Origin of the sequence: Porphyrobacter sp. HT-58-2, assembly GCF_002952215.1 — a bacterium.
Lineage (GTDB): Bacteria > Pseudomonadota > Alphaproteobacteria > Sphingomonadales > Sphingomonadaceae > Erythrobacter.
In genome coordinates, this window is sequence record NZ_CP022600.1 from 889,157 (window position 1) to 904,853 (window position 15,697).

The 15,697-nt window shown below is 64.2% G+C and carries 13 protein-coding genes and 1 pseudogene; 6 read left to right on the forward strand and 8 right to left on the reverse strand.

The genetic code is table 11. From position 1 onward, the window contains the following. Positions 1 to 160 precede the first annotated feature (160 nt). Complete coding sequence (locus CHX26_RS04340; RefSeq protein WP_146107650.1) at positions 161 to 460, forward strand: hypothetical protein; 300 nt, start codon at positions 161 to 163, stop codon at positions 458 to 460. On the opposite strand, the gene CHX26_RS04345 is transcribed toward CHX26_RS04340, so the two are convergent. From CHX26_RS04345 to CHX26_RS04360, 4 genes and pseudogenes are all read right to left on the reverse strand, one after another. Further along, entirely contained in the window at positions 419 to 1,330 is a 912-nt protein-coding gene (locus CHX26_RS04345; RefSeq protein ID WP_104941317.1) for a GNAT family N-acetyltransferase, read from the reverse strand. The genes CHX26_RS04340 and CHX26_RS04345 overlap by 42 nt on opposite strands. A 12-nt stretch (positions 1,331 to 1,342) precedes the next feature. Then, positions 1,343 to 2,320, reverse strand: coding sequence for a polysaccharide deacetylase family protein (locus CHX26_RS04350; RefSeq protein WP_104941318.1), 978 nt, complete (start codon positions 2,318 to 2,320; stop codon positions 1,343 to 1,345). A gap of 69 nt (positions 2,321 to 2,389) precedes the next feature. Next, positions 2,390 to 3,151 carry a competence/damage-inducible protein A gene (locus CHX26_RS04355; RefSeq protein ID WP_104941319.1) on the reverse strand — a complete coding sequence of 254 codons (762 nt, stop codon included), beginning with the start codon at positions 3,149 to 3,151 and terminating at the stop codon, positions 2,390 to 2,392. 133 nt (positions 3,152 to 3,284) lie between these two features. Further along, a pseudogene (locus tag CHX26_RS04360) lies at positions 3,285 to 4,794 on the reverse strand (flavin-containing monooxygenase). Positions 4,795 to 5,108: 314 nt separating this feature from the next. Between CHX26_RS04360 and CHX26_RS04365 the strand changes: the two are divergent. Then, positions 5,109 to 7,664, forward strand: a complete 2,556-nt coding sequence (locus tag CHX26_RS04365; protein ID WP_233997272.1) for a TonB-dependent receptor — start codon at positions 5,109 to 5,111, stop codon at positions 7,662 to 7,664. Positions 7,665 to 7,764: 100 nt separating this feature from the next. Here the strand turns inward: CHX26_RS04365 and CHX26_RS04370 are convergent, their stop codons facing one another. Both CHX26_RS04370 and CHX26_RS04375 read right to left on the reverse strand, forming a co-directional pair. Beyond that, complete coding sequence (locus CHX26_RS04370; RefSeq protein ID WP_104941320.1) at positions 7,765 to 8,928, reverse strand: acyl-CoA dehydrogenase family protein; 1,164 nt, start codon at positions 8,926 to 8,928, stop codon at positions 7,765 to 7,767. Positions 8,929 to 9,050: 122 nt separating this feature from the next. Continuing rightward, positions 9,051 to 9,845 (reverse strand): crotonase/enoyl-CoA hydratase family protein, encoded by a 795-nt coding sequence (locus tag CHX26_RS04375; protein ID WP_104941321.1) that lies wholly within the window; start codon positions 9,843 to 9,845, stop codon positions 9,051 to 9,053. 89 nt (positions 9,846 to 9,934) lie between these two features. Here CHX26_RS04375 and CHX26_RS04380 point away from each other — a divergent pair, with 89 nt between their 5' ends. Beyond that, a complete protein-coding gene (locus tag CHX26_RS04380; protein ID WP_104941322.1) occupies positions 9,935 to 11,203 on the forward strand; it encodes an acetyl-CoA C-acetyltransferase in 1,269 nt (422 codons plus the stop codon). Further along, positions 11,193 to 12,728 (forward strand): acetyl-CoA acetyltransferase, encoded by a 1,536-nt coding sequence (locus CHX26_RS04385; RefSeq protein WP_104941323.1) that lies wholly within the window; start codon positions 11,193 to 11,195, stop codon positions 12,726 to 12,728. The genes CHX26_RS04380 and CHX26_RS04385 overlap by 11 nt, the downstream gene beginning before the upstream one ends. Here CHX26_RS04385 and CHX26_RS04390 read toward each other — a convergent pair. After that, positions 12,725 to 13,363 carry a carboxymuconolactone decarboxylase family protein gene (locus CHX26_RS04390; protein ID WP_104941324.1) on the reverse strand — a complete coding sequence of 213 codons (639 nt, stop codon included), beginning with the start codon at positions 13,361 to 13,363 and terminating at the stop codon, positions 12,725 to 12,727. The genes CHX26_RS04385 and CHX26_RS04390 overlap by 4 nt on opposite strands. After that, entirely contained in the window at positions 13,363 to 13,890 is a 528-nt protein-coding gene (locus CHX26_RS04395) for a VOC family protein (protein WP_104941325.1), read from the reverse strand. Before CHX26_RS04395 ends, CHX26_RS04390 begins: the two co-directional genes overlap by 1 nt. Positions 13,891 to 14,018: 128 nt before the next feature. Between CHX26_RS04395 and hppD the strand changes: the two genes are divergently transcribed. Further along, on the forward strand, positions 14,019 to 15,134 hold the full coding sequence (hppD, locus tag CHX26_RS04400) for a 4-hydroxyphenylpyruvate dioxygenase (protein ID WP_104941326.1): 1,116 nt from the start codon (positions 14,019 to 14,021) through the stop codon (positions 15,132 to 15,134). After that, a complete protein-coding gene (locus tag CHX26_RS04405) occupies positions 15,131 to 15,694 on the forward strand; it encodes a VOC family protein (RefSeq protein ID WP_104941327.1) in 564 nt (187 codons plus the stop codon). Before hppD ends, CHX26_RS04405 begins: the two co-directional genes overlap by 4 nt. Positions 15,695 to 15,697 lie beyond the last annotated feature (3 nt).

A 15,697-nucleotide genomic window follows, 5' to 3' on the forward strand; every position in this document is an offset into this window, starting at 1 on the left:
GAAATACGAAGGGGCCGGGTGCTGCGTCAGCATCCGGCCGCTTTTTCTTGCGATCTACGTCATTTGGACCACTTGTGTTTGTCGCGCGCGATGCCATCTTGCTTGAAGGTAGTGCAGCATCCTCTCCCTCCAGCCGCGCACCGGAAAATCGAGGCAGACAATGGTAGCTTCTCCTGATGACAGCCTCTGGCTCAGTCCAAAATGGCTGGTGCTTGCTGTCGCTCTGACCTGCGATGGCCTTCTGATCAGCTTTGACGCTCGGCTCGGCATGGCCGCAACTGCGGTGCTGCTGGCGGTGTTTGCCGGATGGCTGTATCTGGCGCTGCGCTTTGGATCGCTCAGCGGCGCGCCTTCGGGACGTCAGGCATTGGTGGCGCGGGTGCAGCAGCAGTCGAGCAACCGCCGCGCGGCGATGCGTTCAGGCGCGCAGGAGCGCCCGGATCTTTACGAGGGCACCTGATCGCTGGGCCAGTGCCTTTGCGCCTGACACTCCGGCATCAAAACTGGCCCGCGCGCCCAGCAAGGCACGATTGGCGAATGTCGGTTCGAGCAGCATCAGGCTTGAGCACGCAGCACTATGCGTGCCGAACATCGCCTTGTGTGCGCCGTCACCCTCGGTGAAATCGAACCAGCGGTAACGCTCTTCGGCAAACAGCCGCTCCAGCGCATCCATCTGCAGCACCGTACCGGGTGATAGCCGCGCCCAGTCCGGATCATAGCCGAGATGAGCGTAGACCAGCGTGCCGTGCGCCGCCGGCCCCACCACCGGTAGCGACAGATAGGCCACCGCCTGACCGCCTGCGTACAGCAGGAAGGCGCGCATCCGGTCAGCCTCCGCCGCCTCCAGCATGACGCGGCGCGCCTCTGGCGTATCCGGCAGTCCGGCATCAAGCAGCCGCGCCTGATAGGTTCGCGCCGACAGCGGCAGGGCTGCGGCGAGGAACGCCTCGATCTCGGCCGGTGAGCGGTGTTCGGTGACGGCATAGCCGCCCGCTTCCTCGTGCAGCTTCTTGGCCTTGCGTCGCAGCGTCGAGCGGGTCTTGCCCGAAAACTGCGCCATATAGGCCTCGAAGCTCTGGCCCATGTCGATGTAATGGCGGCGATAGTCCTGTCGTCCGCCTGCGACAAAGCCGGGATAGCGTGCGCTCACTTCGGCCAGCCGCGCGGTCGGGGCGGACAGCACGCGCACCCCGTCGCGTCCACTGGGCGGGGCTGTCGGCAGCGCGCCGGCGAGCACATCGTCAAGGTTGAAGGCCCAGGTCGACAGCTGGCGCTGCACGCGCAGCAGGCGGCGCGAGCCGAGGGTGAAGTCGATCGCTCCCGATGCCATCGCTGCCCGGCCCTAAAGCGCGCCGTAAAGCGCGTTGGAGACGAATTGTTCGGCCATCCGCATCCCGGTGCGCACCGCGCTCGCGGGGAGAGGTTCGATCGTACGGATGCGGTTCGAGACCGGGGGCGGGGTATCCGCATAGGTGCCGGTGTCCACATCGCGCATCCCGGCCAGTGTCTTGACGAGTCCGGAAAAGCGGCGACGTACCACCTTGTTCACCGCCAGCCTGTTGCGGTTGATGAGTTCGAAGGAGTGGCTCACCAGCGTGAAGCTCTCCTGCCCGCCATCGCGTGCGTGGCGGATCGCGGCGATCATTTCGGCAAGGGTCAGGGCGGTGATCTGGGCATGGCGCTGTCCGCCGCCGAGCGTGCCGATGCTGCCGACCGGCACTTCAATAACGCCGCAATGCTCGCGTGGATCGCGCACCTCCGGCGCAAGGCTGATCCGGCAGTCGCCGCCGGGCAGGGCGGGGCAATGGCTCGTGTCATATGCGATGCCGAGCATGGCGAGCGCCCGCAGCGTGTCATCATTCGCGCCATAATTGCCCGCGCGGAAGGCCACGGGCGCAGGCGCTCCGGCAGCGATCAGCGTGCGCTGCGCATAGTCAAGGATGGAGTATTGCTCATCGATCGGGAAGTCGGCGATATTGCGCCCGGTGCGCCGGGAAGCGAGCGGGCTGGCGCTGCCCGCCAGTTCGAGCCATTCGGTGTGGCAGTGCAGCTGCACGTCCTGACCGCCCTCGATGATCGGCGCGACGATGTCCTCGATGGCTGCCACGCCCCATACCAGCGCGGGCATGGGATCGACGAAGAACACGGCTTTCTGGTTGTGTTCGTTGAGCAGGGCGATCTTGTGGCTGATCCCGGCTGGCCCATCAGGGGTAAGGCAGGCGATCGAACGGGCATAGTTTTCCGCCCGGTCAGCCGTTCCCGGCCCGGTATACAGCCCCGAGGAATACTCGGTGTCGATGGTGATGTAGACACGGGTCATCCTGAGGCCGAGTGTAAGGCCAAAGGGTTAAGACCGGGTGATGATGTCTCCTGCGCCTTCTCCCAGAGGTCAGATGCCGCCTGGCGTGAAGTCATAACCGTGGGTGGCAAGCCCGTCCGTCAGGGCATCGCAGCAGCTTTGCAGCGCCTCGGCTGAGGTCGAGCGGACGACGAAATTCGCCCCCACCCGCCCCTCGCGGAAGAAGGGGTATGAACCGATCTGGCAGCCTTCGTGGGCGGCCTCGCACTCGCGCAGCAGATCGGCAATTTCGCTTTCGGCGACCCAGCAGCCGATGGTCTCGGACAGGAGCGGCGCACCGCCTTCGAGCTGGCCGGTGAGCGCATCGAGCATGCCGGCGGTGATATGGGGAACGCCTGCCATCAGGAACAGGTTGCCGCGCCGGATACCGGGCGCACCCGACATGCGATTGGGAATGAGATCCGAGCCTTCCGGCACCCGCGCCATGCGCAGCCGCCCTTCGTTGAGGCCGCCGCGGGTTTCGTAATAGCGTTCCAGCAGCGCGCGCGCTTCGGGGTGAATGACGACCGGCACGCCTAGCGCCGCAGCGACTGCGTCTACGGTGATGTCGTCATGGGTCGGCCCGATCCCGCCGGTGGTGAACAGGTAATCATAGGCGCTGCGCAGATCGTTCACCGCCGCCACGATCCGCGCTTCGACATCCGGCACCACCCGCACCTCGGCAAGGCGAATGCCCTGCACCTGCAGCCAGGTGGCGATCTGCGCGATGTTCTTGTCGTGGGTGCGGCCTGAAAGGATCTCGTCGCCGATCACGACGAGCCCGGCGGTCCATATCTTTTCGGGAGAGGTCATGCCGGTGTGGTTAGGGGAGAATTGCCGGGAGAAAAAGGGCTTCGTCATATCCCTCAGCCGTTCGCCTCGAGCGAAGTCGAGAGGCCACCCGAGAGGTGTCTCGACTTCGCTCGATACGAACGGAAGTGGGGCCTTATTCAGCCGCTTCGAGCTGCTCCTCGCCGCGCTGCGCGTTGGCCCCGGCGCGGGAGAAGGTGAGGATGCCGTCGATCAGCGGGTCGTCCTTCATCCGCTTGCGGTCGACCACATATTCCTGATTGAGCCGCCACGGGTAGCTCACCGAATTCCTCGGCATGATGTGCTTGCCGCGCTGGATGTAGCCCGACGAGAAGTCGAACACGTCATCCTCGATGATCTTGGCTTCGTCGGCAGGGGTGAGCACCGGGGTGGCGATCGTGCTGCCGGTCTGGCGCATATGTTCAAGCACGCGGCACACGTAATCGGAATTGATGTCCGCCCGCAACGTCCAGCTGGCGTTCAAGTATCCGAACACCACCGCAAGATTGGGCAGGTTCGAGAACATGCAGCCCTTGTAGTAGAACCGCTCATTGAATGCGACCGGATCGCCATCGACGCTGATGGCGATCTTGCCGGCGACCGCCAGTTTCAGGCCGGTTGCGGTCACGACGATGTCGGCAGGCAGAAACTGCCCGTCGGTCAGGCGCACGCCGCCCTTCTCGAACTTGGCGATATGCCCCGTCACAACGCTTGCCTTGCCCGCCTTCATGGCCTTGAACAGGTCTTCGTCCGGCACCAGGCAAAGGCGTTGATCCCATGGATCATAGGGCGGGGTAAAGGCGGCCTTGTCGTAATCCGGGCCGAGCGATTTCTCGATCTTCTTGTAGAGCGCGTCCTTCACCTTCTGGGGGGTTGTCGCGCGCCAGCTTGAACGAGAAGTCCTGCATCTTGATGTTCTTGAACCGGGTGATCCGGTAGGCGAGCTTCTCCGGCAGCACGGCGCGCAGGAAGTTGGCAATCGCGTCCTTGGCCGGGCGCGTGAACATCCAGGTCGGGGTGCGCTGGAGCATGGTCACATGGCCTGCCTCCTTCGCCATCGACGGCACGATGGTCACCGCGGTCGCACCCGAGCCGATCACCACAACCTTCTTGCCCTTGTAATCGAGGTCATCGGGCCAGAATTGCGGGTGGATCACCTGGCCTTCGAAATCGCCGAAATCGAAACCGGGGTCGTAAGGCTCATCGTAATCGTAATAGCCCGAACCAAGGTAGAGGAAATTGGCCGTGAGGTGCGTGCGCGAGCCGTCGTTCAGCTCCATTTCGACGTGCCAGCACGCCTCGTCATGCCGGAAATCCGCGCTGACGACCTTGTGGCCGAAACGGATATGCTGGCGGATGCCGCGCTCGTCGACGATCCGGTCAAGATATTCGAGGATCGCGGGCGCATCGGCGATGCTCTTTTCATGTCGCCACGGCTCGAAATCGAAGCCCAGCGTGTGCATGTCGCTATCCGAGCGGATGCCGGGATAGCGGAACAGATCCCACGTGCCGCCCAGATTGTCGCGCCGTTCGACGATGGCATAGGAGTGGTGCGGCGCCTTGAGCTCCATGTGGGCAGCCATTCCGATGCCGGAAATCCCGGCACCGACGATCAGCACGTCGAAATCAGGCGGTGTTGCGAGCATATCGGGGCCTCTCTCTCCCTTGTTGCGGGCGATGTAACCACAGCTATCGCGCAAAAGCGAGTCTTGAATGGCAAAGTGCAACTGACTTTGCCCGCGCCGTCCCGCCACCCGGCCACACGACCGCGCGAAACAAAATTACTGTAATCGCGGCCATGGTGGCACCTTGCTGCATTGCAACAGGAAATGTGGCATTTTTGCTACTGTCGGCGATAACTTGACTGTGACTCTTGTTAGGGCGCGCGTCCCTGATAGGTTCGCCCACGCTAAACCAAGTCCGGCGAAAAGACCGGCTGGCAAGTGGAGAGAGAAAAGCCATGACGCGCAAGTTCGCATACGTCGCCTGCAGCCTGATGGCCTGCAGCGCGCTTACCACCCCTGCCTTCGCTCAGGACGAGGAAGGCGAGGCGCAAACCGCCCGCAGCACCGACAACGTCATCATCGTGACCGCGACCCGCCGCGCGCAGGACGTGCAGGACATTCCGCTCGCGGTGACGGCCATCGCGCCGCAGCAGCTCGAAGCGCAGCGCGTTGTCAACATCCAGCAGATCTCCGCGCTCGCGCCGTCCTTCACGGCCAGCCAGGCGCAGCTTGCCTCGGGTTCGGTGGTGCTGCGTGTGCGCGGTATCGGGACCACCTCGAACAATATCGGCTTCGAAAGCGCGGTCGGCATCTTCATCGATGGTGCCTATCAGGCTCGCCCCGGCGTGGCGCTGTCCGAATTCGTCGATGTGGAACGCGTCGAAGTGCTGCGCGGCCCGCAAGGCACGCTGTTCGGCCGCAACACCTCGGCGGGCGCGCTCAACATCACCAATGCCCGCCCGGATGTGACCGAGTTCAGCGGCTTCGTGAATGCTGAATACGGCAATTTCGATGAAAAGAGCCTGCAGGGCGCGATCAACGTGCCGATCGTCGAGGATACGGTCGCGGTTCGCCTGACCGGTGCCTACCGCCAGCGTGACGGCTTCCTCGATGTGGTCAATGCCGCCGGTACGAAGATCGGCGAGACCAACGACGTCGACCAGTGGCTGGTGCGCGGCCAGATCGGCTGGGATACCGCCAGCGGTCTGCGCGGGCGCATCATCGCCGACTATTCCCGCAGCCAGTCGAGCTGTTGCGGCGCGATCGAGCTGTATCAATCGCCGTTGGTGACCAATGGCATTTACGCGGCAGTCGGTGCAGGCGCGAATGGCGGCAACGGCCAGCCTGTCGTCGCCACCAACCGCAATGATCAGGGCGCCTTCGAACGTGCGATGGACAATCGCACCGTTTCGGCCAACTTCGCGCCGGAAGCCGATATCGACAACTACGGCGTGACCGGCGAGCTTGAATTCCCGGTTTCGGACAGCGCTGACCTGATCTTCATCGGTTCGTACCGCAAGTACAAGAGCTTTGAACGCTACGATTCCGATTTCACCGCGCTTGATATCTTCAACGTCCCGGCGCTGAACCTCGAAATCGACAACTGGACGGCGGAACTGCGGCTCCAGGGCGAAACCTTCGGCGGCAAGCTCAACTACATGATCGGCGGGTTCTATTCCGACGAACAGATTGATCAGTCGGTGAGCTTCTCGCTGGGGACGGATTTCAACCGGAACTTTGGTGCGCTGCTCGGCGGCGCTCTTGGCCCGGCTCCGCTGACGGTGTTCACCGGTCTCAATCCGGCCGGCACCAGCAACACCAACCGCTTCCAGCAGGATGCCAAGAGCTACGCGATCTTCACGCATAACTCGCTGGAAATCACCGACGGGCTCGAACTCACGGTGGGTGCGCGTTATTCGTGGGAAGACAAGTCGGGTGGCTTTACCCAGACTGCGGTGAACAACCAGATCTGCCCGGCAACGCTCAATGCACTGGGTGCGATCGGCGGGGCCAACCCCGCTCTGGTGCCGCCGTTCATCGGCATTGGCTGCTTCGGCTTTACTGCGCCGGCCAACCTGCCGCAGGCCGCCGCTTTGCCGCTGGTCCGCACCTTCCAGTCGGACTTCAACGACGAAGAACTGATCTATACCGTCAAGCTCGGTTATGAATTCAGCCCGTTTGTGACCAGCTATGCCAGCTTCACCCATGGCTACAAGGCGGGTGGGATCAACCTCGACACCACGGCAGCCGTGAACGGCGCGGATCCGACCTTCCTTTCGGAAGAAGTCGATGCCTGGGAACTGGGCCTCAAGGGTCAGACCCCGAACGGCGCAGTCACCGTCAATATTGCGGCGTTCTACGAGAAGTTCACCAACTTCCAGGTGCTCGAATTCACCGGTACGGCCTTCGCCACCTTCAACGTGCCGGTCGCCGAAACCCGCGGCGTGGAAATCGAAAGCCTCATCCGGCCCGCTGACGGCCTGACCCTCAATCTTGCCGCGACCTTCCTGAAGGCCGATTATCCGGAGGATTGCGCGGGCAACCAGACCTCGGTGCAGGTGGTGGCGCTGTGCGGCAATGATCTTACCAACGCGCCGCAGGTCGTCGCGCTGGCCGGGGCGATGTGGGAGAAACCGATCAACGATTCGATGGAGTTCTTCATCACCGGTCAGGTCCGCATCGAAGGCGATCAGCGCACCTCGACGCAGGCGGTGATTCTGCCGACGGTTGCAGCTGGCTCGACACAGGCCCAGGTGCAGGCTGCCGTCGCCGGGGCTCCGCCGATCATCGCTGACATTCAGGACGGCAAGGCCTTCGTGAACCTGCGGACGGGCCTGCGTTTCGGCGATGGGGCCTATGCGATCGAAGGCTGGGTCAACAACCTGACCAACGAAGTGGTGCGCGGTGTGACTTTCAACACCACCCTGCGCGGTTCGGGCGCGACCAACTCGCGTTCCGCCTTTACCCTGCCGCCGCGCCAGTACGGCGTGACGCTGCGCGCCCGGTTCTAAACCCAAAGGGCTTCGGCCAAGCAGAAGGGGCGGCTCGGTTGACCGAGCCGCCCCTTTCTTTTGGCGCTTGCGCTCCTGCTTTTGCAGGAGCGCGCAAGCCTTACATCGACCTTGCGATCAGCATCTTCATGATCTCGTTCGATCCGCCATAGATGCGCGCGATGCGGGTATCGCGGTACATGCGGGCGATGGCGTAGTCGTTGATATAGCCCGCCCCGCCGTGGAACTGGAGGCACTTGTCGACCACTTCCGATTGCAGCTCGGTGACCCAGTATTTCGCCATGCTGGCGGTCGCCACATCCAGCTTGCCTTCGAGCAGCTTGGCGATGCAGTCGTTGACGAACACGCGGGCTGCCGTGCCGCGCGCCTTGAGGTCGGCCAACACAAATTGGGTGTTCTGGAAGTCCCAGATCGTCTTGCCGAAGGCCTTGCGGTTCTTGACGTACTCAACCGTCACATCGAGCGCCTTTTCGATCCCCGCAATGGCGCCCATCGCGATGACCAGACGTTCCTGCGGCAGTTCGCCCATCAACTGGTAGAACCCGCGCCCCTCGACCCCGCCGAGCAGATTGTCGGCCGGAATGAACACGTTATCGAAGAACAGCTCCGAGGTATCCTGCGCATCCAGCCCGATCTTGTCGAGCTTCTTGCCGCGCTGGAAGCCTTCGGCACCTTCGGTTTCGAGCAGCAGCAGCGAGATGCCCTTGGCGCCCTCGGCCGGATCGGTCTTGGCAACGACGATGATGAAATCGGCCAGCTGTCCGTTCGAAATCCAGGTCTTCGAACCGTTCAGCCGGTAGCCGTTGCCGTCCTTCAGCGCGGTGGTCTTGATCGATTGCAGGTCGCTCCCCGCGTCGGGCTCGCTCATCGCAATCGCGCTGACCAGATCGCCGCTGACGAGGCGGGGGAGATATTTCTGCTTCTGCTCCTCGGTGCCGTGGCGCACCAGATAGGGCAGGATGATGGTGTTGTGCAGGCTCGCGCCGAAGCCGTCGACCCCGTATTCGCCCTGCTTGGAGATCACCACCATGTCATGACGGAAGTCCCCGCCGTGGCCGCCGTACTCGGTCGGTACGCTGACACCGAGCAGGCCGGCAGCGCCTGCCTCGCGCCAGAATTCGCGTTCGACCATCCCGTCCTCGCGCCATTTCTCGACCCGCTTTTGCGGCGCGTGCTGGGCGTAGAACTTGCCGACTGCATCGGCAAAAATGGCGATCTCTTCTTCTTCCATGAAGGCGGGTTGCGGCACGTCGATGACGGGCATGTCTCTCTCCTGATGTTCCACGTGAAACCCCGGCGCTGGCAGGGGGCTGGAGGGGGGCTAAACAGGGTCAGCGGTGGGTCTATCCCCGTGCAAACCCGTTCAAGCCCCCCGCAAAGGCAGGCTTACTTTCCGGTCCAGTTCGGCTTGCGCTTCTCGGCGAAGGCCGCCGCACCCTCTCGCGCGTCGGCCGAAACGAACACCGGCGCGATCAGCTTGGCCTGATTGGCGTAGCGTTCGTCCATCGCCCAGCCGCGCGATTCCTTGACGATCTGCTTGGACACCCGCACCGCCAGCGGGCCATTCGCCGCGATCTTCGCCGCCAGCGTCTTGGCGGCATCGAGCGCACTGCCTTCGGTCACTTCGTTGATGAGGCCAAGCTGGAAGGCGCGGCTCGCGTCGATGAAATCGCCGGTCAGGGCAAGCTCCAGCGCCACGCGCTGCGGGATCTGGTCGGGCAGCATCATCACGCCGCCCGCCGCCGCCACAAGACCGCGCTTCACTTCGGGAATGCCGAACTTGGCGCCTGCATTGGCGACCACCAGATCACACGCGATCATCAGTTCGAGCCCGCCTGCCAGCGCATAGCCTTCGACCGCGGCGATCAACGGCTTCTTGGGCGGAGCCTGCACCACGCCCCCAAAGCCCCGGCCTTCGACCGTCGGGCTTTCGCCGCGCAGGAAGCCCTTCAAATCCATCCCCGAACAGAAGGTGCCGCCCGCGCCCGTCAGAATGCCGACGCGCAGATCGTCCTCGGCGTCGAGCCGATCCATCGCCGCGGCAATCCCCTCAGCCGCGGCCTTGGTCATGGCGTTCTTGGCGTCAGGGCGGTTGATGGTGACAATGAGGACACCGTCCTCGACTTCAGTCAGCACCTCTGGGGTATCGCTCACAGCTCTCTCTCCTATCGAATTTGGCATTGCGTTTTGAAACGCAATTCTTGTGCGGGTGGTGCAGTGGGTTTACGAACCCGTCAACCGCATTTTCGCTACATCGTGAGAGGAACATCATGGCTGAGGCTTACATCATCGACGCAGTCCGCACCCCGCGCGGGATCGGCAAACAGGGCAAGGGCGCGCTGGCCGCGTGCCACCCGCAGCATCTGGCCGCGACCGTGCTGAAGGCGATCAAGGACCGCAACAATCTCGATACCGCCACGGTCGATGACGTGATCTGGTCGGTCTCCACGCAGGACGGGATGCAGGCAGGCGACATGGGGCGCATGGCGGCGCTCGATGCGGGCTATGACATCACCTCGTCCGGCACCACGCTCGACCGCTTCTGCGGCGGCGGCATCACCAGCGTCGCGCTCGCCGCTGCGCAGGTGATGAGCGGGATGGAGGATTGCGTCGTCGCGGGCGGCACCGAGATGATGAGCCTCACAGCCGCCATGGGCCAGGAAAAGATGCGCGCCGGGATCAAGCCGCCGATGATGGGCAGCTACAATGCGCGCCTGCAGAAGGTGCACCCGCAGTCGCATCAGGGCATCTGCGGCGATGCGATTGCGTCGAAGGAAGGCTTCACCCGCGAGGAGCTGGACGAAGTCGGCTACCGCTCGCAGCAGCGCGCCGCCGAGGCGATTGCCGAGGGCCGCTTTGCCAAGTCTGTGGTGCCGGTGGTGGATGACGAGGGCAATGTGATCCTCGACCGCGAAGAGTATCCCCGTCCCCAGACCACCCGCGAAGACCTCGCCAAGCTGGAGCCGGCCTTCCCCAAGATCGCCGACGTGCCGCTGGACGAGCAGGGGACCACGTTCCGCAAGCTGATCAACCAGAAGTATCCCGATCTGGAGATCAAGCACTTCCACCATGCGGGCAATTCCTCGGGCGTCGTGGACGGTGCGGCGGCAGTGCTGATCACCTCGAAGGATTATGCGCAGAAGCACGGGCTGAAGCCGCGCGCGCGCATCGTTGCCACCGCCAACATGGGCGATGATCCGACGCTGATGCTCAACGCGCCGGTCCCGGCCGCCAAGAAGGTGCTGGCCAAGGCGGGCCTGACCAAGGACGATATCGACCTTTATGAAATCAACGAGGCCTTCGCGGTCGTCGCCGCCAAGTTCGTGCGCGATCTCGAACTCGATTGGGACAAGGTCAACGTCAATGGCGGCTCGATTGCGCTGGGCCACCCGATCGGCGCGACCGGTTCGATCCTGATCGGCACGATCGTTGACGAGCTGGAACGGCGCGGCGGGCGCTATGGCCTCGTCACCATGTGCGCGGCGGGCGGCATGGCCCCGGCAATCATCGTCGAGCGGGTCGACAACTTTGTCGACTGAGGTCGCTGACAACACCCCGGTCGTGATCGGGGTGGGCCAGTATTCGGAGAGGGTGGGCGAGCCCGGCTACGAAGCCCTCTCCTATGTGGATCTGGCGGGCCGCGCGCTGGCCGGAGCTATCGCGGACAGCGGGGCGAGCGGTGATGTGGCGGGTGCCATCGACACCCTCGCCGCGATCCGCGCTTTCGAAATGTCGCGGCCCGACAGGAAGCCGCCCTTCGGCGCGGCCAACAACGTGCCGCGCGCGATTGCCAAGCGCGTCGGCGCGAACCCGGCGCGGGCGATCCTGACGACAACGGGCGGGCAGACCAACCAGCAGTTGGTGGGCGAATTTGCGCAGGCGATCGCTGCGGGTGAGAGCCAGTGCGCGGTGATCGTCGGCTCCGAGGCGATCTCGACCGTGCTGGCGCTGTCGGCCAAGGGCGAGATCCCTGATTGGTCGGAGGATGTGCCGGGCGATTTCGAGGATCAGGGCTTCGGCGTCGAGGAACTGATGGAGCCCGCGCTGTTCATGCACGGCGCGAGCGGGGCGATCCCGCTCTATGCGCTGGCTGAGAACGCGCGGCGGCATCGGCTGGGCATGGGGCTGGAGGAATATCGCCTCGCAATCGGCAAGCTGTTCGCGCCTTTCACCAAGGTGGCGGCAGCGAACCCGCATTCGGCGGCTCCGGTGGAGCGCAGCGCCGAGGAACTCGCCACCGTCACTGACCGCAACCGGATTGTGGCCGAGCCCTATCCGCGCATGACCGTCGCCCGCGATCAGGTGAATCAGGCGGCGGCAGTGATCGTGGCTTCGGCGGGGCTGGCGCGCGCTTTGGGTGTTCCTGAAGACAGGTGGGTGCACATCCACGCCGTCACCGCCGCGACTGAGCTGAAGCTGTCGCAGCGGCCCGATCTGGCGGGCAACCCCGCCTCGCTCGCCAGTGTCGATGCGGCGCTGGCGCGGGCGGGGAAGGGGATCGGCGACATCCGCTACATCGACTTCTATTCGTGCTTCGCGATTCCGGTGTTCAACCAGTGCGACCACTTCGGCCTCGCCATCGACGACCCGAGGGGGCTGACGCTGACCGGCGGCTTGCCGTTCTTCGGCGGGGCGGGGAACAATTACTCGGCCCACGCCATCGCCGAGGCGGTGCAGCGGGTGCGGGAGGATCGTGGCAGCTTCGCCCTCGTGGGCGCGAATGGCGGGTGGATGAGCAAATACGCGACCGGCATCTATTCGACCGAACCGGCGGACTGGTCCGCGAACGACCGCTTCACCGTGCTCCCCAAGGCGACCGACAAGGTGCCTGTGGCGAAAGATCCGGTCGAAGCCGCTACGGTCGAGACCTACACCATCAACCGCGGCCCCAAGGGTGCCGAGGCGATCTTCATCGGCCGGTCGGATGCGGGCGAGCGGGTGGTGGGCAATGCCGACCTTTCGGACGCGGCGACTGCTGAGGCCTTCGAAAGCGGCGAGCCTTTCGGCAATCGCCTGACTCTGACGCAGGACGAGCGCGGGCGGACGGTGGGGCGGCTGGCCTAGCGCCGCTCGCCGCCCAGAAAATCGAGCGCGTCGAAGCCCTCGGGCGCGGCGACCTCGACAATCGGATCATCGCGGTCATCGAACTCGGTGCGGAGCGCGCGGCTCATGATCGCGTGCATGTGGTAGAGGCAGGTGATGTAGGTGAGTTCGAGCACTTCCTCGTCCGAGAACTGCGCCTTCACCTCGGCGAACAGCGGATCCGGCACCCGCCCGCCGTGGCATACCAGCCGGTCGGCATAGGCAAGGACAAGGCGCTCCTTCGCGTCGAACACGTCCGAGGTCTGCCACACGGGCAGGGCGGCGATCTTGTCCTCGCTCACCCCCAGCCCGCGCAGGCTCTTGCAGTGCTGCGAGAACACGAATTGCGAACCCGTCGCCCACCCTGCCCAGGTCTGGCCCAGCTCGCGCAGCACCGGATCGAGCTTCCTGTCGGGCGAGCGGTAATAGGCGAACCCCTGCGCGGCGTGCTTCAGCGTGTCGGGCGAATTGGCGAACACCGTCCACCAGTCGCCCCGCGTGCCGGTGGCGGTGCCGGGTTCGGCCACCGGATCGCGGCTGCCGAACAATTGCGCATAGAGCGGCTGGGCGACCTTCGCATCCGCCTCTGCCAGCGGAACTTCCCTCAGACGCGGCATCAGGCGTCCTCCGCCATCGTCGCAGGCGCGTGGCGCACATCCTCCGGCCCGAAAGCGCGGGTGGTCGCCGCGAATTCCAGCATGATCCCGTTCGGGTCGGTGAAATAGACCGAGCGCACGAACACCCCTTCGTGCATCTCCTTTGCATAGCCCGCGGGGCTGTCATCATGGTTGAACACCATGTGGGTGTGCGGCACGCCGGCCTCCTGAAGCCGCTCCAAAGCCGCCTCCAGCTCGGCCTCCTCCATGTCGAAGGCGAGGTGGTTCATCGAGCCGACGGCCGTCTTGGCGTCGAAGGGAAACTTCTTCACCGAGGCGATCCCCGGCGCGGCGGGCGGAGCGTCCTTCCACCAGAAGAACGCCACCGCATTGCCCCCGCCGCAATCGAAGAAGAAATGCTGTCCGCCGTCTGGCAGTTCCACCGTCTTGAACAGCGGCATGTGCAGCACCTCGGTATAGAACCGCACCGTCTCGGCCATGTCGCGGCACACCAGCGCGATGTGGTTGATGCCTTTCGTCCTGATCATCAGCCTCTCTCCTCTGGCGCGTGAGACTGCCTGCTTCCCGCGCGGCTTGCAATTGCTTGCGCGAATCGCGGGTTTCGGGTATTTGGTTTCAATTGAAACTATCTATCCGTGACAGAGGACTCCCGCCCATGAACGTCCAGAGCAAAGACCTTTTCGATAACCCCGCTGGCCTCGACGGGTTCGAATTCGTCGAATTCTGCGCGCCGGAAAAGGGCGTGCTCGAACCGGTGTTCGAGGCCATGGGCTTCACCCGCGTGGCGCAGCACCGGTCAAAGGACGTGCACCTGTGGCGGCAGGGCGGCATCAACCTCATCGCCAATTACGAGCCCAAGAGCGCCGCATGGTATTTCGCCCGCGAGCATGGCCCCTCGGCCTGCGGGATGGCGTTCCGGGTGCGCGATGCGGCCAAGGCCTATGATCACCTCATCGCCAAGGGCGCCGAACCCGTCGCGGTGCAGACCGGCGTCATGGAACTGCGCATCCCGGCGATCCGCGGCATCGGCGGGGCGATCCTCTATCTCGTCGACCGTTACGAGGGCGCGCAGGGCGGCAACGGCCTCACCATCTATGACATTGATTTCGAATATCTGCCCGGCGTCGAAAAGCACCCCGTGGGCGCGGGCTTCCACACCATCGATCACCTGACCCACAACGTCTATGGCGGGCGGATGAAGTACTGGGCCGACTACTACGAGACCCTGTTCAACTTCCGCGAGATCCGCTTCTTCGACATCAAGGGCGAATATACCGGCCTTACCAGCAAGGCCCTGACCGCGCCCGACGGCAAGATCCGCATCCCGCTCAACGAGGAAGGCGAGGGCGGCAAGGGCCAGATCGAGGAATTCCTGCGCGCCTTCAACGGCGAGGGCATCCAGCACATCGCGCTGATCTGCGATGATCTGGTGGCCTGCTGGGACCGCCTGCAAAAGCTCGGCGTTCCCTTCATGACCGCGCCGCCCGCGACCTATTACGAGATGCTCGCCGAACGCCTCCCCGGCCACGGCGAGGATGTCGAGGCGCTGAAGATGCGCGGCATCCTGCTTGATGGGACGACGGAAGGCGGCCAGCCCCGCCTCCTCCTCCAAATCTTCGCGCAGGCGCAGGTCGGGCCGGTGTTCTTCGAATTCATCCAGCGCAAGGGCGACGAGGGCTTCGGCGAGGGCAACTTCAAGGCCCTGTTCGAAAGCATGGAACGCGACCAGATCATCCGCGGCGTGCTCAATGTCGAGGAACCGGCGCAATGACCCACCCCGTAAACCTCGCCGGAATCCACCACGCCGCCTATCGCTGCAAGGATGCCAAGGAGACGGTCGAGTGGTACGCCCGGGTGCTCGGCATGACCTACACCACCGCCTTTGCCGAGGATCACGTGCCCTCGACGGGCGAGTATGATCCCTACATGCACATCTTTCTCGATGCGGGGAACGGCAACATCCTCGCCTTCTTTGAGCTGCCGAACCAGCCGGAGATGGGCAAGGATCCCAACACCCCGGCATGGGTGCAGCATCTGGCGCTGAAGGTGCCTTCCGAAGAGGCGCTGCTGGCGGCCAAGGCGCATATCGAGGGGCAGGGCATCGACGTGCTCGGCCCGACGCATCACGGCATCTTCAAATCGATCTACTTCTTCGACCCCAATGGCCACCGGGTAGAGCTGGCGGCGGACATCGGCACGGCCGAGCAATACGCCGAACTCGCCCGCGTTGCGCCTGTCATGCTGGAGGAATGGTCGGCGACGAAGAAGGCCCCGCGCCACGCCGACTGGCTGCACGAAATCGCCCGCGCGGAGCACGCGGCGAAGGGGTGAAGA